Source organism: Micromonospora sp. NPDC005686 (assembly GCF_042871665.1).
Taxonomy (GTDB): domain Bacteria; phylum Actinomycetota; class Actinomycetes; order Mycobacteriales; family Micromonosporaceae; genus Micromonospora.
Map to the genome: position 1 here is coordinate 12,574 of NZ_JBIAIY010000013.1, position 18,031 is coordinate 30,604.

Annotated in this window: 16 protein-coding genes; 8 read left to right on the forward strand and 8 right to left on the reverse strand. The window is 73.2% G+C overall.

The features are described 5' to 3' along the window. Positions 1–154 precede the first annotated feature (154 nt). Together glnA and ACFYON_RS25700 are read left to right on the forward strand one after the other, a co-directional pair. Positions 155–1,579, forward strand: a complete 1,425-nt coding sequence (glnA, locus tag ACFYON_RS25695; RefSeq protein WP_357710261.1) for a type I glutamate--ammonia ligase — start codon at positions 155–157, stop codon at positions 1,577–1,579. Between the two features lie 141 nt (positions 1,580–1,720). Further along, positions 1,721–2,857, forward strand: a complete 1,137-nt coding sequence (locus tag ACFYON_RS25700) for a glutamate--cysteine ligase (protein WP_357710263.1) — start codon at positions 1,721–1,723, stop codon at positions 2,855–2,857. Positions 2,858–2,891: 34 nt separating this feature from the next. Here ACFYON_RS25700 and ACFYON_RS25705 read toward each other — a convergent pair whose 3' ends face one another. After that, a complete protein-coding gene (locus ACFYON_RS25705) occupies positions 2,892–3,719 on the reverse strand; it encodes a PIG-L family deacetylase (RefSeq protein WP_357710266.1) in 828 nt (275 codons plus the stop codon). Between the two features lie 73 nt (positions 3,720–3,792). Here ACFYON_RS25705 and ACFYON_RS25710 point away from each other — a divergent pair, with 73 nt between their 5' ends. Continuing rightward, entirely contained in the window at positions 3,793–4,506 is a 714-nt protein-coding gene (locus ACFYON_RS25710) for a hypothetical protein (protein ID WP_354873090.1), read from the forward strand. A gap of 57 nt (positions 4,507–4,563) precedes the next feature. On the opposite strand, the gene ACFYON_RS25715 is transcribed toward ACFYON_RS25710, so the two are convergent. The 5 genes from ACFYON_RS25715 to ACFYON_RS25735 all read right to left on the reverse strand — a co-directional run bounded on the left by ACFYON_RS25715 (position 4,564) and on the right by ACFYON_RS25735 (position 11,641). Next, positions 4,564–7,383 (reverse strand): glycoside hydrolase N-terminal domain-containing protein, encoded by a 2,820-nt coding sequence (locus tag ACFYON_RS25715; protein WP_387189185.1) that lies wholly within the window; start codon positions 7,381–7,383, stop codon positions 4,564–4,566. Between the two features lie 153 nt (positions 7,384–7,536). Further along, complete coding sequence (locus ACFYON_RS25720) at positions 7,537–8,553, reverse strand: nitroreductase (protein WP_354873087.1); 1,017 nt, start codon at positions 8,551–8,553, stop codon at positions 7,537–7,539. A 2-nt stretch (positions 8,554–8,555) separates the two neighbouring features. Continuing rightward, entirely contained in the window at positions 8,556–9,638 is a 1,083-nt protein-coding gene (locus tag ACFYON_RS25725; RefSeq protein ID WP_354873085.1) for a hypothetical protein, read from the reverse strand. Further along, positions 9,635–10,075 carry a DUF4188 domain-containing protein gene (locus ACFYON_RS25730; protein ID WP_354873083.1) on the reverse strand — a complete coding sequence of 147 codons (441 nt, stop codon included), beginning with the start codon at positions 10,073–10,075 and terminating at the stop codon, positions 9,635–9,637. The genes ACFYON_RS25725 and ACFYON_RS25730 overlap by 4 nt, the downstream gene beginning before the upstream one ends. Before the next feature lie 3 nt (positions 10,076–10,078). After that, positions 10,079–11,641 carry a phenylacetate--CoA ligase family protein gene (locus tag ACFYON_RS25735; protein WP_357710273.1) on the reverse strand — a complete coding sequence of 521 codons (1,563 nt, stop codon included), beginning with the start codon at positions 11,639–11,641 and terminating at the stop codon, positions 10,079–10,081. Positions 11,642–11,802: 161 nt separating this feature from the next. Here ACFYON_RS25735 and ACFYON_RS25740 point away from each other — a divergent pair, with 161 nt between their 5' ends. Continuing rightward, positions 11,803–12,213: a hypothetical protein gene (locus ACFYON_RS25740; RefSeq protein ID WP_357710276.1), complete on the forward strand. Its 411-nt coding sequence runs from the start codon at positions 11,803–11,805 to the stop codon at positions 12,211–12,213. 7 nt (positions 12,214–12,220) lie between these two features. Next, positions 12,221–13,264: a polyprenyl synthetase family protein gene (locus tag ACFYON_RS25745; protein WP_357710279.1), complete on the forward strand. Its 1,044-nt coding sequence runs from the start codon at positions 12,221–12,223 to the stop codon at positions 13,262–13,264. On the opposite strand, the gene ACFYON_RS25750 is transcribed toward ACFYON_RS25745, so the two are convergent. Beyond that, positions 13,261–13,488, reverse strand: coding sequence for an acetylxylan esterase (locus ACFYON_RS25750; RefSeq protein ID WP_355096189.1), 228 nt, complete (start codon positions 13,486–13,488; stop codon positions 13,261–13,263). The two genes, ACFYON_RS25745 and ACFYON_RS25750, sit on opposite strands and share 4 nt — an antisense overlap. A 122-nt stretch (positions 13,489–13,610) precedes the next feature. On the opposite strand from ACFYON_RS25750, the gene ACFYON_RS25755 reads away from it, so the two are divergent. From ACFYON_RS25755 to ACFYON_RS25765, 3 genes are all read left to right on the forward strand, one after another. After that, positions 13,611–14,570, forward strand: coding sequence for a hypothetical protein (locus ACFYON_RS25755; protein ID WP_357710282.1), 960 nt, complete (start codon positions 13,611–13,613; stop codon positions 14,568–14,570). Between the two features lie 59 nt (positions 14,571–14,629). Next, positions 14,630–15,124: a hypothetical protein gene (locus ACFYON_RS25760; RefSeq protein WP_354873051.1), complete on the forward strand. Its 495-nt coding sequence runs from the start codon at positions 14,630–14,632 to the stop codon at positions 15,122–15,124. A 114-nt stretch (positions 15,125–15,238) separates the two neighbouring features. After that, complete coding sequence (locus ACFYON_RS25765) at positions 15,239–16,237, forward strand: winged helix-turn-helix domain-containing protein (RefSeq protein ID WP_354873048.1); 999 nt, start codon at positions 15,239–15,241, stop codon at positions 16,235–16,237. 193 nt (positions 16,238–16,430) lie between these two features. Here ACFYON_RS25765 and ACFYON_RS25770 read toward each other — a convergent pair whose 3' ends face one another. Next, positions 16,431–18,020 (reverse strand): amidohydrolase, encoded by a 1,590-nt coding sequence (locus ACFYON_RS25770; RefSeq protein ID WP_354873045.1) that lies wholly within the window; start codon positions 18,018–18,020, stop codon positions 16,431–16,433. Positions 18,021–18,031: the final 11 nt, after the last annotated feature.

The following is an 18,031-nucleotide window of genomic DNA, read 5'->3' on the forward strand; positions in this document are numbered from 1 at the left end:
ACGGCGACTACCCGGCCTGTGGCGTAGGAAACCCGGATGGGCGGTTGCCGAGCCGGGCCCGGCGAGGCGTCGTACGGTGGCGGTACGGGCCATGTCCCCGGGCGGTCCGGCCACGGGACGTGGCCAGGATCAACGACGCCTGCCAGGAGGACGTGTGTTCGCCAATTCCGAGGAACTCCTGCGATACCTCGCCAACGAGGACGTGAAGTTCGTCGACGTACGTTTCTGTGACCTGCCCGGCGTGATGCAGCACTTCAACCTGCCGGTCGAGTCGTTCGACGACAGCGTGTTCACCGACGGCCTCGCCTTCGACGGCTCGTCGATCCGCGGGTTCCAGTCGATTCACGAGTCGGACATGCTGCTGCTGCCGGACGTGGCCACCGCGTTCGTGGACCCGTTCCGGGCGCAGAAGACCCTCGCGCTGAACTTCTTCGTCCATGACCCGTTCACCCGGGAGGCCTACTCCCGGGACCCGCGCAACGTGGCGAAGAAGGCCGAGGCGTATCTGGCGGCGAGCGGCATCGCGGACACCGCGTACTTCGGCGCCGAGGCGGAGTTCTACATCTTCGACTCCATCCGCCACGAGACCTCCGCGCACCAGTCGTTCTACTACATCGACTCGATCGAGGGCGCCTGGAACACCGGCCGGATCGAAGAGGGCGGCAACCGCGGCTACAAGACCGCCTACAAGGGCGGCTACTTCCCCGTGCCGCCGGTCGACCACTACGCCGACCTGCGCGACAGCATGGTCCGCCGGATGGTGGACGCCGGTTTCACCGTCGAGCGTTCGCACCATGAGGTGGGCACAGGAGGGCAGTCGGAGATCAACTACAGGTTCTCGACGCTGCTGCACTCGGCCGACCAGCTCCAGCTCTTCAAGTATCTGATCAAGAACGAGGCGTGGGCGCACGGCAAGACCGCGACGTTCATGCCCAAGCCGCTGTTCGGCGACAACGGCTCCGGCATGCACACCCACCAGAGCCTCTGGCGCGGCGGCGAACCGCTGTTCTACGACGAGACCGGCTACGCCGGCCTGTCCGACACCGCCCGCTGGTACATCGGCGGCCTCCTGCACCACGCCCCGTCGCTGCTGGCCTTCACCAACCCCACCATCAACTCCTACCGCCGCCTCGTACCCGGCTTCGAGGCCCCGGTGAACCTGGTCTACTCGCAGCGCAACCGCTCCGCCTGCACCCGCATCCCGGTCACCGGCAGCAACCCCAAGGCCAAGCGCGTCGAGTTCCGCGTCCCCGACCCCTCGGCGAACGTCTACCTCGCCTTCTCCGCCATGCTCATGGCCGGCCTGGACGGCATCAAGAACAAGATCGAACCGCCGGCGCCGATCGACAAGGACCTCTACGACCTCCCGCCGGAGGAGTGGGGCGACGTCAAGCAGGTGCCCGGTTCCCTTACCGAGGCGCTGGCGGCGCTGGAGACCGACCACGACTACCTGCTCGACGGCGGGGTCTTCACCGACGACCTGATCTCCACCTGGATCGCGTGGAAGAACGCGAACGAGGTCGACCCGGTGCGCCTGCGGCCCACGCCGCACGAGTTCGCGCTCTACTTCGACTGCTGATCCGCACCGCCACCGCCCCCGCCACCCGTGGGGGCGGTGGTCGGCGGAAACGGCCTCGGGCCGGCCCCCGCCCTCGTACCGTCGAGACATGAGCCCGCCTCACGACGACCCGCCGACCGGTCCGTGCCGGTGGAGCCGTCGGTGAGGCCGCGGCCCACCGCCACCACCACCCCCGAGATCCCCGCCGTCCTGACCCTCGGGGTGGAGGAGGAGTTCCTGCTGCTGGACCCGGTCACCGGCGAGAGCATGCCGGTCGCCGACCGGGTACGCGGCGCGCTCTCCGGCACCGCCCGCGAGCAGAGCCGGCAGGAGTTCCGGCACAGCATGGTGGAGATGGTGACGCCGGTCAGCCCGGACCTCGAGGAGCTGCGGGAGCACCTGGTCACGCTGCGCCGGGCCGCCGCCCGGGCGGCCCACGCGGCCGGGGCGCGGCTGGTCGCCGTCGGCGCCACACCGGTCTGCGAGGCCCACCGCACGGTGCCCGACGAGCAGCGCTACCACGACATGTCCCGCCGGTTCGGCCCGGTCGCCCACGACCCGGCCGTCTGCGGCTGCCACATGCACGTCGGCGTGCCCGACCGGGAACTGGCCGTGCAGGTCTGCAACCACCTGCGCCCGTGGCTGCCGGTGGTGCAGGCGCTCACCACCAACTCGCCGCTGCACGACGGGCGGGACACCGGGCACGCGAGCTGGCGCTCGATGCAACTGGAACGGTGGCCGAGCATCGGACCCACGCCGCACTTCGACTCCGCCGCCGACTACGACGCCACGGTGGCGGACCTGATCACCGCCGGGATCATGCTCGACGCCGCGATGGTCTACTGGTACGCGCGTCCGTCCGCGTCGTACCCCACGGTGGAGGTCCGGGTCGGCGACGTGTGCCCCACGGTCGACGACACCGTGCTGGTCGCCGGGCTGGTCCGGGCGCTCGTGGCCACCCTGATCGACGACGTCCGCGCGGGCGTGCCCGCCCTCCGCATCCGGGACTGCCTGGTCGCCGCCGCGCACTGGCGGGCCGCCCACGACGGCGTCGACGGCCGGCTCGTCGACCTGCGCACCGGACGGCCCCGGCCCGCCTGGGACCTCGTCGACGACCTGTTCGTCACCGTCACACCCGCGCTCACCCGCCACGGCGACCTGGACCTGGTCCGGAGCGAGCTGGAGCGGGTACGCCGGGACGGCAGCGGCGCCACCCGGCAACGACGGATCATGGCCGAGACCGGCGGGGACGTGGGCGCCGTGCTGGCGCAGCTGGCCGCCCAGACCCTCTCGACGTGAGCCGATGACCGCCCCGGACCGGGCCGACGACCGGTCAGCGCAGCCCGGCGAACAGGTCGTCCTCGGGCGTCGCCGCGCCGGTGGTGTCCCGCACCCGCACGAACGTCTCCATGCCCATCAGCTCGGTGAACCGATCCTGCCCCAGCCGCAGGAAGAAGATGTTCTCCGCCTGGCTGGCGTGCGCGGCCAGCGAGGCGAACTTCTGCCCGCCGTGGGCACTGGTGTCGACCCAGGTGGTGATCTCGTCGTCCGGCAGGCCCAGCGCCGGCATCTCGTCGGTCGCCTCCGGCTCGGGGAACTCCACCCCGATCTCGCGCATGATCGTGCCGAACTGCTGGAACGCGCTGCGCGGCACGGTGGTCCAGTAGACCTTGGCCGGGATGCCGGTCTGCTCGACCGCGGCCATCGTGATCCGGTGCGCCTGGATGTGGTCCGGGTGGCCGTAGAAGCCGTTCTCGTCGTAGGTGACCACGACGTCCGGGCGGTAGCGGCGGATCAGCTCGGCCAGCCGGTCGGCCGCCTCGGCCACCGGCGTGTTCCAGAACGCGCCGGGCGCGTCGTTCGTCGCCCAGCCCATCATCCCGGAGTCGCCGTAGTCGAGCGTCTCCAGGTGGGTCACCTTCAGTGCCTCGCAGCTCGCGGCCAGCTCGGCGCGGCGCATGGCCACCACGGCCCGCGGGTCGTGGGCGTCCTCGCCCGGCTTGACCCCGCCGGGTCCGTCTCCGCAGGCACCGTCGGTGCACGTCACGAGCACAGTGGTGACGCCCTCGGCCGCGTAGCGGGCCAGGACGCCGCCGGTGCTCGTCGCCTCGTCGTCGGGGTGCGCGTGCACCGCCATCAGGGTCAGGGATCGATCGGTCACCCCGTCACCATACGAGCTCCGGCCGACGAACTAGCATTGCCCGGTCCGCAGACGGCGACGGAAGCGAGGCACGATGGGTTGGCTCCAGCGGTTGCTCGGTGGCGGACGGGTCGAACTGGACCCCACACGTCAGCAGGAACTGCTGCGGGACGTGCGGCAGTCCTACGGGGCGCACGCCCGCCTCCGGTTCCCGGAGCAGGCCGACGCGATCACCCGGCTGCTGTCCGATGACGACGGTCTCGTGGTGGCCGCCGGGATCGTCTGCGAGGCCGCCGACCAGGCGCACGCCGACCTCCAGGGGCAGGCGCAGGAGGTGTTCCGGCGTACCGGGCGGCGGCTGCTGGTGCACCGCCGCAACTACCGGCCCCTGTGGAAGGAGGCCGGACCGGCGCTACGCTGGCCGCTTGGCGCGCTGCCCAGCGGGCTGCACCCGTACGCGCAGGTCACCGCCGCCGTGGCGGTGGTCGGCGGGCGGGCCGACCGGCTGGAGCGGGTGACCGACCCGCAGCCGTTCGTGACGCGCCTGTTCGAGGTGCTCGACCTGACCACCGCCGGCTGGGAGTTCGGCCGGGTGCGTGTGGACACCGACGGCGCGACGCTCGTGGATCGGTTGATGGGCACCGGCGCGCGGGTGCTCGCGACGATGGACGACCCGCCCCGGCTGCCGCCGGCGGTACGGGAGATGATGCGCCGCAACCACCGCATCGCCGTGTACGACCCGGCCGGTCCCCGCGTGGTCGGCGAGCTGAATCTGGGTGCGCGGCTGCGCGAGACGCTGCTGGCCTGACCGGATGTGCGACGCGCCCCGCCCCGGCCCGGTGGTCACGGCGGGGCGCGTCGGCGGTCAGGTGGTGGTGCAGGTGAGATTCGTCGGCGGGTTGTTGGCGCCGTCGGCCGTGCCGATGAAGCCGAACGTGGTGGAGCCGCCGGCCGGCAGTGAGCCGTTGTAGTCGACGTTGCGCACCGTCACGTTCGCGCCGTTCTGGGTGTGCGTGCCGCTCCAGATCTGGTTGACGACCTGGCCGTTCGGGAACGTCCAGGACACCGTCCAGCTGCGGATCGCGGTGGCACCGGCGGTCACCGTGACCTCGGCCTGGAAGCCGCCGGACCAGGAGCCGGTGATCGCGTACGTGGCACGCGCGCCGGACGGCGCCGGGGAGCTGGTGGTGGGCGTCGGGGTGGGTGTCGGGGTCGGCGTCGTATCCGATGTGGGTGTGACGGTCGGTGTCGGTGACGGGGTCGCGCCGGGGCGGGCCGCGCGGTAGGTGTGGCCGGCGCGGACGGTGAGCGCGACGACGTCGGACTCCGGGCGGGTGGTGGCCGGTGTGCTGCCGTCGGTGACGTCGGCGAGGGTGAAGCTCCCGGTGAACAGCCGGGACCGCAGTCGCAGCGTGCCGTCGCGGTCCGCGCGGACGCTGATCTCGTCGGTCTGGCCGCCCGTCCAGGCCAGCGCCACCGTGTAGCCGCCCCGGCCGCGCAGGCCCGCGACCCGCCCGGCGGCCCAGGCGCTCGGCAGCGCGGGCAGCAGGTGCAGCTCGCCGGTGTGGCTGTGCAGCAGCATCTCGGCGATGCCCGAGGTGGCGCCGAAGTTGCCGTCGATCTGGAACGGCGGGTGCAGGTCGAACATGTTCGGCGCGAGCCGGTCGGTGCGTACCAGGTCGCGCAGGAGCTTGTGGGCGCGGGCGCCGTCCTCCAGCCGGGCCCAGAAATTGATCTTCCAGGCGAGGGACCAGCCGGTCCCGTCGTCGCCGCGCAGCTCCAGCGTCTTGCGGGCGGCCTCGTACAGCGCCGGTGTGCCCCGCTTGGTGATCTGGTTGCTGGGATGCAGCCCGTAGAGGTGGGAGACGTGCCGGTGGTTGCGCTCGGTCTCGACCCAGTCGGCCAGCCACTCCTGCACGTTCCCCCGGGAGCCGACGCGGCTCGGCGGCAGCCGGTCCCTGGCCGTACGCGCCTGGGACCGGAAGGTGGTGTCGACGCCGAGCACCTCGCTGGCCCGCGCCGCGGCGTCGAACAGGTCGCGCAGGATCTGGTTGTCCATCGTGGGGCCGGCGCAGACGCTGGCGTTCGCGTGGTGCGGCAGCTCCGGCGAGTTCGACGGGTTCGTCACCAGGTAGCCGAGCGTCGGGTGGGCGACCAGGGTGTCGAGGAAGAACTGGGCGGCGCCCTTGAGGGCCGGATAGTTGGCCTGCAGGAAACCGAGGTCGCCGGTGAACAGGTAGTGGTCCCAGATGAGCGTGCTCAGCCAGGCCCCGCCGGTCTGCCACATGCCCCAGAGCGCGCCGTCCACGACCGACGCGCCCCGCCAGGCGTCGGTGTTGTGGTGGGTGACCCAGCCACCGGCGCCGTACTGCGCCTGGGCGACCCGCGCGCCGGTCACAGTGAGGTCCTTGACCATGTCGAAGACCGGCAGGAAACACTCGGACAGGTTCGTGGTGTCGGCCGGCCAGTAGTTCATCGGCAGGTTGGCGTTGATCGTGTACTTCGAGTCCCAGGACGGCGTCAGCGAGTCGTTCCAGATGCCCTGGAGGTTCGCCGGCTGGGTGCCCGGCCGCGACGAGGAGATCAGCAGGTACCGCCCGAACTGGAACAGCAGCGCGGCGAACTGCGGGTCGTCGGTGCTCGCGTGCTGCGCGATCCGTACGTCGGTCGGCTGGTCGGCGGCGGCCGTGCGGCCGAGGTCGATGGTGACCCGGTTGAACAGCGCCTGGTAGTCGGCGCGGTGGCGGGCGCGGAGCTGGTCGACGTCGACGCTCTTGGCCGCGTTCAGCCGGTTGCGCGCGATGCCCTGGTAGTCGCCGTTGACGGTGCGGTAGTTGACGTAGCTGGACCCGATCGAGACCAGCACCGTCACGCTGGTGGCGCCGGAGACCCGCAGCGTGCCGCCGGAGCTGCTGACAGTGCCCCCGGTGACGGCGGCGTTGGCCAGGGCGAGGAAGCGCACCGATCCGTTCACCCCCTCCATCGAGCCGGAGATGCCGTCGAGGGCGATGGTCGCGCCGTCCGGGCTGGACACCGAGGTCCGCTGCGGGCTGCCGAAGGTGGCGGAGAACGTGATCGAGTTCGCCCGGTCGGCGGTCAGCCGGAGCACGATCACCTGGTCGGGCGCGCTGGCGAACACCTCCCGCTGATACCGGAGGCCGTTCAGCAGGTACGTGGTGGTCACGGTGGCGGTGGTGAGGTCGAGCGTCCGGTTGTACTGCGTCGCGCTCGCCGAGCCGAAGGCGAGCCGGAGGTCGCCGACGGTCTGGTAGGCGAGCTGGCCGCCGGGACTGCCCATCATGGTCTGGTTGATCAGATCCTGGGCCGAGGTCCACTGGTCGGCGAAGACGCGGCGCCGGATCTCGGCCAGGTTGGCCGCGCCCCGGGCGTTCGCCGAGTCGTACGGGCCGCCGGCCCAAACGGTGTCCTCGTTGAGCTGGAGCCGTTCGGTGTCGACATTGCCGAACACCATCGCGCCGAGCCGCCCGTTGCCGATCGGCAGGGCGCGCAGCCAGTCGGTGCCGGCCGGTTCGTCGTACCAGAGCGCCAGGTCGTTCGCGGCCAGCACCTGTGGTGGCGCCGCCGAGCCGGCGCGCGCGGCGGCGCTCCAGGCGACCGGCACCAGTGCGGCGCCGACCCCGGCCGCACCGGCCTTGATGACGTTTCGTCGTGTCACTTCGGACATGGTTTCTCCCAACCGCGCAGATCAGAGGCGGGCCCGGGTGCGCGACGCTGGCCTGTTATCGCTAACAGACCGCGTCCCACACCCGGACGCCGCATTCCTGCCACTACGCGCCCAGGGCTCCCGGCCGGGCGACACATCAGCCCACATGGACTCTCATGGATGAAGCGACACCGCGTCAAGGGGTGTTATCGCTAACAGCCCCGATCCGTGGCGCACTCGCCGGGCCGAGCGGGGCGCGGGAGCGGCCGGCCGGCCCACCCGGGCCACGTGCACGATCCGCTCCGGCGCCACGTCCAGCAGCGCCCCGAGCGCCTCACGGGTGGCGGCCACGTCGACGAGCTGACTGAGCGGGTGCGCGGCCAGCCCGGCGGTGTGCAGCGTCAGCCACACGCGCATCAGCGCGCGTCCGAACTCGACCTGCCCGGCCGCGTCCAGACCGGGCGGCGCGACGAGCGCCAGCACCCCGCCGCCCTGCGCCAGCGGATCACCGCCCGCGGCGGCGAGCAGCCGGGGCAGCCCCAGCGGGCGCAACGCCGGGTACGCCGCGAGCGCCGCCCGCAGCCCGGTGGCCGCCGCCCGGCCCAGGCCGAGGCAGCGGTCGCTGAGCCCGTCCGCCCGGTAGCGCGGGGCCGCGCGGTCCAGGCGCAGCCAGCGGCGCAGCTCCGCGACCACCGCCGGGTCGGCGTACACCTCGTGGTCGGCCGCGCGCAGCAGCGCGCGCAGCCGCTCCGCCGCCGGCACGACGCGGACCGCGCCGCCGGCCCGCGCGGCGACCGCGTCCACCGCCGCGACCACGTCGGCGTCCGGCCCGCCGGTGAACCGGCCCCGGTGGGTACGCCGGTCCCACACGTCGGCGGCGCGGAACGGCGTCCGGTACGGCTGCCGCCCCGGCCGCAGCCGCCCCACCCGCCGGTCCGACTCGTCGTGGTCGGCGGCCCACTCCAGTCGCAGTCCCGCATCGGCGGCGACGATGAGGCAGGTTTCCACGAACGCGCCCAGCGACAGCCGCAGGTCCCGGCCGGCCGGGTCGCCGGCGGGCAGCGCGTCGGCCGGGTCCCAGCCGACGGTGATCGCCCAGTGCTCGTAGCGCAGCCGCCACGGCTGGGTGTTGTGGGCGCTCGGCGCCCGCCAGCACAGCGGCTCCAGCGCGCGGAACGCGGCGAGGTCCATGGTCACCGCTCCTTGGCGTAGAACGTGTAGCCGTGCAGGGGGCGTCCGCCGAGGCGCCGGTACTGGGCGGCCGACGCCGGGTTGTCCCGCCCGACGTACGTGCTGCGCAGCGCCGTGTAGCCACCGGCGTGCAGGTTGCGGTGCAGGTGCTCGGACAGCATCCGCTGGTAGCCGCGCCCCTGGAACTCCGGCACCACGCCCTTGACGATCAGCACCGCCTCCCGCCGGTGGCGGCGCCGGGTCGCCAGCAGCCGGAGTTGGTTGACCGGGTGCAGGTCGCCGCGGACCGCTACCAGGAAGTCGCTGATGTCCGGCACGCAGAGCACGAACGCCACCGGCCGCCCGTCACGGGTCAGGTAGAGCAGCAGCGACTCGTCCAGCAGGTACGCCAGCCCGTCGGTCTGCCGCCGCAGTTGGTCCGCCGAGATCGGCGTGTAGTAGCCGAGCTGGGCGAAGGAGTCGTTGAGCATCCCGCGCAGCAGGTCGAGCTGCTCGTCGAGCCGCCGGGTGCTCCCCTGGTGCAGGTCCAGCCGCGCACCGTCCGGCTGCGCGCCGAGCGTGGGGGCCGGTCCGGCCGGCGGCGGCACCGGGCAGATCCAGGTGTCGGAGACGAACCGCCCGGTGAACCCGTACGCCTCGTACGCGTCCGGATAGTGCGGCGGGTTCCAGGCGCTGTCCACGAAACCCCGGTCGGCGTACCCGGAGGTGATCACGCCGCCGGCCTGGTTGGGCAGCAGCGCCACCGGCCCGAACAGCAGGTCCCGGCCCGGTGTGGCGTGCGCGGTGATCGCGTCGAACAGCGGCCGGGCGGCGGGCGCGGTGAACTCGGTGAGCCCGAACAGCTGGCATTTCCGGCCGAGCTTGGCGTCGAAGCCGGCGTCGGTGTGCAGCGTGGTCCGCCCGGCCACGGCGCCGGTGGCGTCGCGCAGCACGTACATCGGCACGCCGTCGCGCCACCACCGGCGGATCTGCTGCCGGGGCGTCGGCACGTAGCGGGGCTCGTCCGCGTACAGCCGGTCGGTGAGGGCGAGGAAGTCGCGCAGGCCACGCCGGCCGGTGACGCGCTCGAGCCGGTGGCCGGTCACCGGCGCACCGCCGGACCGGTCGTCTCCTCGCCCAGCGGCGTGAACCGTTCGATGTGGCCCATCGCGCCGTCCTCGGCCCGCCACACGCCGTTGGAATAGCCGTCCGGGGACGCGGTGTAGAGCCGGATGAACCCGGCGGTGGCGTTACGGGTGCCGTCGGTCAGCCACATCATCAGCTCGCGGTGGTTGCGGGTCCGGGCGAAGCGCAGCAACGCCTCCCGGTCGGTGAAGAACGCGATGGTGCCGAGCGTGAGCGGGAACTGCCAGTAGACGGTGTGCCAGCAGTAGCCGGACATCCGGCGCATGTCCCGCACCATCCGGATCCACCCGGGGGCCAGGCGCAGCAGCACCAGCGGGTTCGCGTACCGGGTGGCGCCGATGAACATGGCGCCGGCGCGGGCCTGCGCCGGTGCGCGGGAGAAGTCACGGGTACGCATCGTTCACCTCACCAGGTAGACGTTCTTGAGTTTCTGCATGTCGGCGAACGGGCCGCCGTCCGGTTCGTGCAGCTCCACGCGCAGGTCACCGGCGGTCGGGTCCTCCACCAGGGACTGCGCGAAGTCCCGCGAGACCGAGGTCAGGTGCGCGCGTATCCCGTCGCGGCAGGCGTCGGCGAGCGCCGCGCGTGCCGCGGCGTCCAGCGGGCGGCGCAGCTCGACGTGGATCACCGGCCGGGTCTCCAGCGCGGCGTCCTCGTGCAGCGTCAGGCAGAACCTGTTGATCTCGGCGGCGTGCGGGTTGCCGGCGTACAGGCCGTACTCGACGTCCTGCGGGTAGAGGTTCGCGCCCAGGTAGGACACCGTGGAGTCGCTACGGCCGAACAACAGCAGCAGTGGCAGGGTCATCCGCTCCTCGGACACCGCGGTACGGAACTCGGCGCGGCGCACGGGGTCGGTGTGGGCCAGCTCGACGATCCGCTGGTACGGCACGAGCAGCGCCTCGTCGCCGACGTTGTAGCGCAGCCGGGGCTGGAGCACGTGCGGGCTGGTGACCGTGCAGAGCAGTTCCCGCCGCTCGTTGGTCTCCAGGTAGGTGGCGAACGGGTTGTACTGGAAGATCATCGGCAGCCGCTGCTCGCCGCGCCCGAGCAGTTCCGCGCGCAGCCCCGCGTCGGTGCGCAGCCGCCGCCGCAGCCACACCGTGAGCCGGGTCTCCGCGCCGATGCCGATGGTCAGGTCCGACGCCCCGTACGCCGACCGGACCCGCACGAAGCGCTGCTCCAGGTAGTCGCGCAGCGCCTCGGTCATGCCCTCGCCGCCGCAACTGGCGAAGATCCGGTACTTCGACCAGGGGAAGTCCTCGGCGTCGAGCCGGTCCCGCAGATGCTTGAGGAACGGCGGGTACGCGGTCACCAGGTAGTCGTGGCCGGGACCGAACTCGCGCAGCGTGTCGACGATCTTCCCGAGGTCCGGGCCGGTGTTCTTCACTGTCGCGATCCGGGCCATCGCCGCGCCGGTGGTGGTGCCGGTCGCCCAGGCGCCCATCGAGTACGCGTTGATCACGAACGGCCGGCGCATCGGGAACGCCAGTCCGCTGTAGCCGGCGATGTCCCGGTGCACCCCCCGCAGTTCCCGCTCGCCGCGCGGCCAGTTGAACGGCCGCCCGGACGAGCCGGCCGACTCGTCCACCACCACGCCGCGCTCCGGCAGCCGCCCGTCCCGGCACCGGGCGGAGGCGTCGTACGCCATGACGTACTCGCGCTTGTCGGTCTCCGGGAAGTCCCGCAGCCGTCGGCGCAGGCCACCCGGGCGGGCCCGCAGGAACGCCTGGTAGGCGGGCACCCGCCGGGCCGCCCGCACGCAGGTCGACCGTGCGTTCGCGGCGGCCAGGCGGTCGAGGACCGGGTGGTGGCGCCGGGCCATCCAGCGCCAGCCGGCGGGGTGGTGGGCGACGAGCCGGGCCAGCGCGGCGACCGCGCGGCCGGCGGGGGCCAGCGCGGCCTCGGCGGGCAGCGGCGTGTCGACGGTACGTGCAGCGGCGTGTCGGTGCAGCGTCTCGGCCATGACAAGAATCCTGTCGGGGCTGGGACGCCCGCACATGAGCGACGGAACGGTGGTGCGCTGAGTACCCGTACCCAGTGGCGACGCAACCCGGGTCGGACACGCTCAGTCACCATGGCGACACTCGTCTGGCGCGTCGTCGCTGGTCCGATGACACTTCGCCCATGACAGACGGCGAGCGTGAGCGCACAAACGAGCGCTTCGAGAAGGTGGCCGAGGAGACCTCGGAGACCGTGAGCCACGCGGCCACGGTGCTGGAGGAGGAGATCGCGGCGGGGCTGGCCGGCGCCCGGCGGCTCGAGGAGAAGCTGACCGAGAGCCGGCGGGTGGACCCGGAGGCGTTCGACGAACTCGTCGCCCGGGTCCGCACCGACGGGCACTCCCTCATCGACACCGTGGTCGGGCAGCTGAAGATGGCCGACGACCAGCGCGGCGAGGTGGTCCGCCGGTACGTCTCGGACGCGCACGACGCGCTGGACACCGTACTCAATCTGGCGCGGCTGGCCCCCGAGGTGGCCAACGGGCTCGCGGACCGGCTGGCGTCGCCGGCCCCGAATCGGCCGACGGACCGGTAGCGGCGCGATGGCGCCGACCGCGGGGGTGGCCGGCGGGCACGTGGAACGGATGCTGGAGCGCTATCGCGGGCTCGCCCTCGGCGCGCTGCTCGACGACGTGCCCGACGGCGGCCCGCGCTACCTCTACGACCTGGTCGCGGAGTATCCGCGCCGGTGGGGCAAGGGGCTGCGCGCCGCGTTGTGCCTGGCGACGTGCCGGGCGTTCGGCGGCGGCGACGCGGTGGGCCTCAACGCCGCGGTGACGGTGGAGCTGTTCCACAACGCCTTCCTCATCCACGACGACATCCAGGATGAGAGCGAACAGCGGCGCGGCGGGCGGACGCTGCACGCCGAGTACGGCGTCGGCGTGGCGCTGAACGTCGGCAACATGACGAACCTGCTGGCGTTGCAGCGGCTGGCCGCGAACCGGGCGGCGCTCGGCTCCGGGATCGCCTGGCGGCTGTTCACCGAGACCGAGCTGATGATGCGCCACTCGCTGGAGGGCCAGGCGATCGAGATCGGCTGGATCCGCGACAACGTGTGCGACCTGGACGCGGACGACTACTACCGGATGTGCCTGAAGAAGACGTCCTGGTACACGTGCATCTACCCGTGCCGCACCGGCATCCTCGTGGCGACCGGCCGGGAGAACGCGGTCGACGTGCTGGACCGCTACGGCTGGTACCTGGGCGCGGCGTTCCAGATCCAGGACGACGCGCTGAACCTCACCGGCGACTACGCCCGGTACGGCAAGGAGATCGCCGGTGACCTGTGGGAGGGCAAACGCACGCTGATCCTGATCGACTTCATGCGGCGCTGCACGCCGGAGGAACGCGAGCGGCTCGTGCGGTTGCTGAGCCGGACCCGGGCGCAGCGCACCGACGCCGAGGTGCGCTGGCTGCACGGGCGGCTGCTCGCGTACGACTGCGTGGAGTCGGCGCGGCGCGGCGCGCGGGATCTCGCGCTGGCCGCCCGCCGCGAGGGTGAGCGGGCGCTGGGCGCCGCCGCCGACACCGAGGACGGCCGTTTCCTGCTGGAGCTGACCGACTACGTGGTGGAACGCGCCAGTTAGGCGCCCAGGATCCCGCGCAGCCAGGTGAGCTGTTCGCGCTGGTGTTCCGCCTCGCCGCACTCGTGGTCGTTGAACTCGTACACCCGCACGTCCTTGGCGCCGCCGTAGCGGTGGTAGGCGGCGAAGCAGGTGGACGGCGGGCAGACCTGGTCGCGCAGGGCGATCGAGATCAGCGCCGGCGCGGTCGCGCGCGGCGCGAGCACGGCGGCGTCCAGGTAGGACAGGTTGCGGACGCCGGGACCTGTCGTTCGAGCCTGATCGAAGCCCTCTGTCCCGGCGCTCCCCCGGTGCCGAAGCTGTCTTGTGACGGGCGCATCGGGCGCCCCGGGCGGCCGAGGTGGGTGTCATGGCGGTGGTGTCGCGCCGGTCACGGTCCTGGTGGTACGCGGCAGCGGTGCCGGCCGTGCTCGCGGCGGCGGTGGCCGGGGCGCTGGGCGCGAGCCGGGACGCCGCGCCGCCGCCCGGTGACCACGGCGCGGCCGCACTGCCGCCGGGCCCGAGCGCACCGGCCCTCTCCGCCCCGCCCGCTGACCTGTTGTACGCCGCCGAGCAGGTACTGATCCGCGACTGCATGCAGCGGCGCGGGTTCCGCTACTGGCCGGTCCCCCGGCAGCCGGTGCCGGAGCTGCGCGAGTTCCCGTACGTCCTGGACGACGTGCCCTACGCGCGCCGGCACGGATACGGCGGCGCCCTGGAACGCCGCCTCCAAGAGGCGATGGCGGCCGACCCGAACGCGCGGTACGTCCGGGACCTGCCCCCGGAACGCGGCGCCGCCGCCGTGCGCGCGGTCAACGGTGACCCCGGCGAGCCCGACGCCCTGCGCGCGACGCTGCCGGCCGGCGGGGTGGTACGCCGCAGCAGTCACAGCTGCACGTCCGAGGCGGAGCGGCAGCTCTATCGCGACCTGCCCGGCTGGTATCGCGTCACCAGGATCACTGACAACCTCGCGGGACTGCGCGTCGGCCGGGTGCTGGCCGACCCCCGCTACGCCGACGGCGTGCGGGCGTGGCGGCGGTGCATGCGCGCCGCCGGACACGACGTCGCCGACCCGGCATCGGCCCGCGCGTCGGCGCCGGAGCCGACGTCCGGCTCCGGCACATCCGGCTCCGTCACGCCCGGCGAGATCAGGCTGGCGGTGGCGGAGGCCACCTGCGCCACGCGCACCGGGCTCGGCCGGCTCGCCCGGCGACTCGACGCCGAGCACCGGCGGGCCATCGACGGGCGGTTCCACACCGAGGTCGCCGAACGGCTCCGTCTGGAGGCCGCCGCGCTGCCGCTGGCCCGTGCCGTGCTGGCCGCCGGCTGACCCACCCCACGACGTCCGTGGCGGCCCGCCACGGAAGGACCCAACCGGAGGGAAACACCATGAGAGCAGTACGGTCCGTGCTGGCCACAGTGGTCGCGGCGGCAGTCGCGCTGGCCTTCACCGCCACCGCCGCCCAGGCCGCGCCCCGGCCGACCCCGCACGCGGACACGGCGCAGCGCGCCGCCGCGGGCAGCGGGTACCTGTACGTCAGCCAGGACGCCGGCTGGGCGGGCCGGTGGTGCTGGTGGTACAACGCCGACAACAACTGGGACACCATCAACACGGCGGAGAACGCCAACTGCGACAACAACAACCGGGCCAGCATGCGCAACCTGGCGTCGTCGGCGTGGAACGACTCGAACAGCGGCCGGCCGGTCGCCCTCTACATCCACACCGACTACACCGGCGCGTACGCCTGTCTCGGTGCCGGCGACGCGTGGGACAACCTCACCGGGGTCTGGTTCACCTGGGGCTCCAACCGCGACGGCTACATGGCGAACGCCAACGACAACATCGCGTCCCACCGGTGGCGGTCGACCTGCAGCGCGGGCTGAGACACCCGGGGGCGGCAGCCGCACGGCTGCCGCCCCACCGCCGTCATTCAGTGACTTATGTCAATGTCAGGGACAAGACTGAGCGCGGTGGCGGGCGCGGGAACACTGTGCGTCATGGGGACGCTACGCATCCACTTCACGGCCGGGGACCTCAGCCGCACCCGGCTGGCGGCCCGGCCGGATCCACTGTGGGAGATCATCTGCAGCCTGCACCGCCTCCAGACCCGGGCCGGTTACGCGGGTTACGCCCACTGGCACCGGCAGGTGCGCCCCGACCTGGAACGAACCGGCCTCGTCCCGGTCGTCCGGGAGCGGTTGCTACCGATCGCGCCGCTCAAGCGGTACTTCCCGGACTTCCTCACCCCCGGCCCGGTCACCGACCCCGACGAGGCAATCGACCGGGTGCTCGACACCCCGACCCGGCGGATCCGCACCGAACTGGGGCGGATGGTGACACCCGTCGACAGCCCCTGGCTGGTCGACCTGGCCGCCGGCCGGCCCGCCGCCCGGCACGGCCTCGGTGACGCGCTGCGCGCCTACTTCCGGGTCGCTCTCGCTCCGCACTGGGCGCAGATCACCTCCGCCGTCTCCGGCGACCGGGCCCTGCGCGGGGCCTGGATCCTCGACGACGGCGCCGGCCGGATCCTCGACGACCTGAGCCCAGAGACCTCCTGGGACCCGCCCGTGCTGTCCGTGCACGGCTACCCGGAGGACCGGGACATGCGTCTCGACGGCCGGGGGATCACGCTGATCCCGTCGTACTTCTGCTGGCACGCGCCGATCACGCTGGCCGATCCGGAGCTGCCGCCGACGCTTGTCTATCCGGCATGCCGGCAACGAGCGGAACCGACGCCGCCAACCGGCCCGCAACGCCGGCTCGGCCCGCTGCTCGGCCACACCCGGGTGGCGGTCCTGCGCGCCGCCGCCGGCGGCGCCACCACCGGCGAGCTGGCCCGGCGTGCCCGCATCTCGCCGGCCACCACCAGCCATCACACCACCATCCTGCGCGAGGCCGGCCTGATCGTCAGCCAGCGGCACGGCAACCTGGTGCTGCACCGGCTCACCGCGATGGGCGAGGCACTGCTCGGCGAGGCGCCCGGGCGCGACCACTGACGCCCCGAGCCGCACCGGGACGTCGACCGGAACCGATCCTTGACGGGCCGGGACGGATCCGCCTGACGTGCAGACATCGGACGTCAGGTGGGCGACACCGGCGGCATCTACTTCGCCCGGTTCAGCCTCGACTGGGTCAAGGGCGCCTGAGCGCCGGGTCCCGCCCGGACAGCGGCGTCCGGGCGGGACCCGGTCAGCGCTGCCAGCGGACCACGCCGCCGACCACTGTCAGCACCACTGTGAGGTCCCGCAGCCGCTCCGCCTCCACCCGGTACGGGTCGGTGGGCAGCACGATGAAGTCGGCGAGCATGCCCGGACGCAGCCGGCCCTTCAGGTGCTCCTCGTAGGAGGCGTACGCGCCGGCCCCGGTGAAGCAGCGCAGCGCGGCGTCCAGGTCGAGCCGCTCGTGCGGGTCGACGCCGCCGGGCGGGGTGCCGTCGGGCTGCTGCCGGGTCACCGCCGCGTGGATGCCGAAGAACGGGTCGGGGTCCTCCACCGGGGCGTCCGACCCGAACGCCACAGTGGCGCCGGCGTCGAGCAGGCTGCGCCAGGCGTACGAGGCCAGGCCCCGGCCGGCGAGCATCCGGGTGGTGAGCGGGATGTCGCTGGTGCAGTGGGTGGGCTGCATCGAGGCGATCACCCGGTGACGGGCGAGCAGCGGCACGTCCTCGGGCAGCAGGTGCTGGGTGTGCTCGATCCGGTGCCGCAGCCGGGCCACCGCGGGTTCCGCCGACTCGCGCCAGCGCGCGTACGCCCGCAGCACCATCCGGTTCGCCGCGTCGCCGATCGCGTGCGCCGCCACCGCGATCCCGGCCCCGGCGGCGGTCGCCACCAGGCGCGCGAACTCCTCGGCCGGGGTGACCGCGATGCCGTGGTTGCCGGGCTCGCCGTCGTACGGCTCGGTCATCAGGCAGGTGTGCGAGCCGAGCGCGCCGTCGGTGAAGATCTTCACCGGGCCGGTGCTCAGCCACCGGTCCCCGTCCCCGGTGGCCCAGCCGCGCTCGATCGCCTCGTCCAGCGCCGTGGCCGGGATCGTCTTGTGCACCCGCAGCGGCAGCTCACCCCGCGCGTACAGCGTCTCGTAGGCGGCGCGGGCGTCCTGCCCGTCCAGGTCGTGGATGCTGGTCAGCCCGGCGGCGAGCAGCCGGGGCAGGTAGGTCCGCAACTGCGTGACCAGGTCACCGGCGTGCGGGGAGCGCACCACCGCGTACGCCGCGTCCGCCGCCGCCTCGCGCAGGATGCCGGTCGGCTCGCCGTGCTCGTCGCGCGCGATCTGCCCGCCCGGCGGGTCGGGGACGGCGGCGTCGATGCCGAGCCGGGCCAGGGCCGTGCTGTTCACCCAGATGGTGTGGCCGTCGATGCTGGGCAGCGCCGCCGGGCGGTCCGGGCAGACCCGGTCCAGGTCGGTACGGTCCGGCTGCACCGGCCGGGTCCATCTGTTGCTGTCCCACCCGCCGCCGAGCAGCCAGGCGTCCGGCGGCAGCGTGGCGCCGTGTCCCGCGATCCGGGTCAGCGCCTCGTCGAGGCTCGCCGTGCCCCGCAGGTCCACCTGGTCCAGCCCGCGCACGTAGGACGCCGCGTGGATGTGGCTGTCGATCAGGCCGGGCAGCACGGCCATCCCGCCGAGGTCGACCCGCCGCGCCGCCCCGCCGGCCCGGTCCCGGCACTCCGCGAGGTCGCCGACGGCGACGATCCGCTCGCCGCGGACCAGCATCGCCTCGGCGTACGGGCGGGCCGGGTCGAGGGTGTGGATGCGGGCGTTCTCGTAGACCGTGCCGCTCATGGGCTCCCCTG

Coding starts and splice junctions, on each gene's coding strand:
- ACFYON_RS25710 (WP_354873090.1), top strand. CDS start 3,793: ATGGGTTGGCTCCAGCGGTTGCTCGGTGGCGGACGGGTCGAACTGGAC.
- ACFYON_RS25730 (WP_354873083.1), bottom strand. CDS start 10,075: ATGCGTACCCGTGACTTCTCCCGCGCACCGGCGCAGGCCCGCGCCGGC.
- ACFYON_RS25770 (WP_354873045.1), bottom strand. CDS start 18,020: ATGAGCGGCACGGTCTACGAGAACGCCCGCATCCACACCCTCGACCCG.
- ACFYON_RS25715 (WP_387189185.1), bottom strand. CDS start 7,383: ATGTCCGAAGTGACACGACGAAACGTCATCAAGGCCGGTGCGGCCGGG.
- ACFYON_RS25745 (WP_357710279.1), top strand. CDS start 12,221: ATGGCGCCGACCGCGGGGGTGGCCGGCGGGCACGTGGAACGGATGCTG.
- ACFYON_RS25735 (WP_357710273.1), bottom strand. CDS start 11,641: ATGGCCGAGACGCTGCACCGACACGCCGCTGCACGTACCGTCGACACG.
- ACFYON_RS25755 (WP_357710282.1), top strand. CDS start 13,611: ATGGCGGTGGTGTCGCGCCGGTCACGGTCCTGGTGGTACGCGGCAGCG.
- ACFYON_RS25720 (WP_354873087.1), bottom strand. CDS start 8,553: ATGGACCTCGCCGCGTTCCGCGCGCTGGAGCCGCTGTGCTGGCGGGCG.
- ACFYON_RS25765 (WP_354873048.1), top strand. CDS start 15,239: ATGGGGACGCTACGCATCCACTTCACGGCCGGGGACCTCAGCCGCACC.
- ACFYON_RS25740 (WP_357710276.1), top strand. CDS start 11,803: ATGACAGACGGCGAGCGTGAGCGCACAAACGAGCGCTTCGAGAAGGTG.
- ACFYON_RS25760 (WP_354873051.1), top strand. CDS start 14,630: ATGAGAGCAGTACGGTCCGTGCTGGCCACAGTGGTCGCGGCGGCAGTC.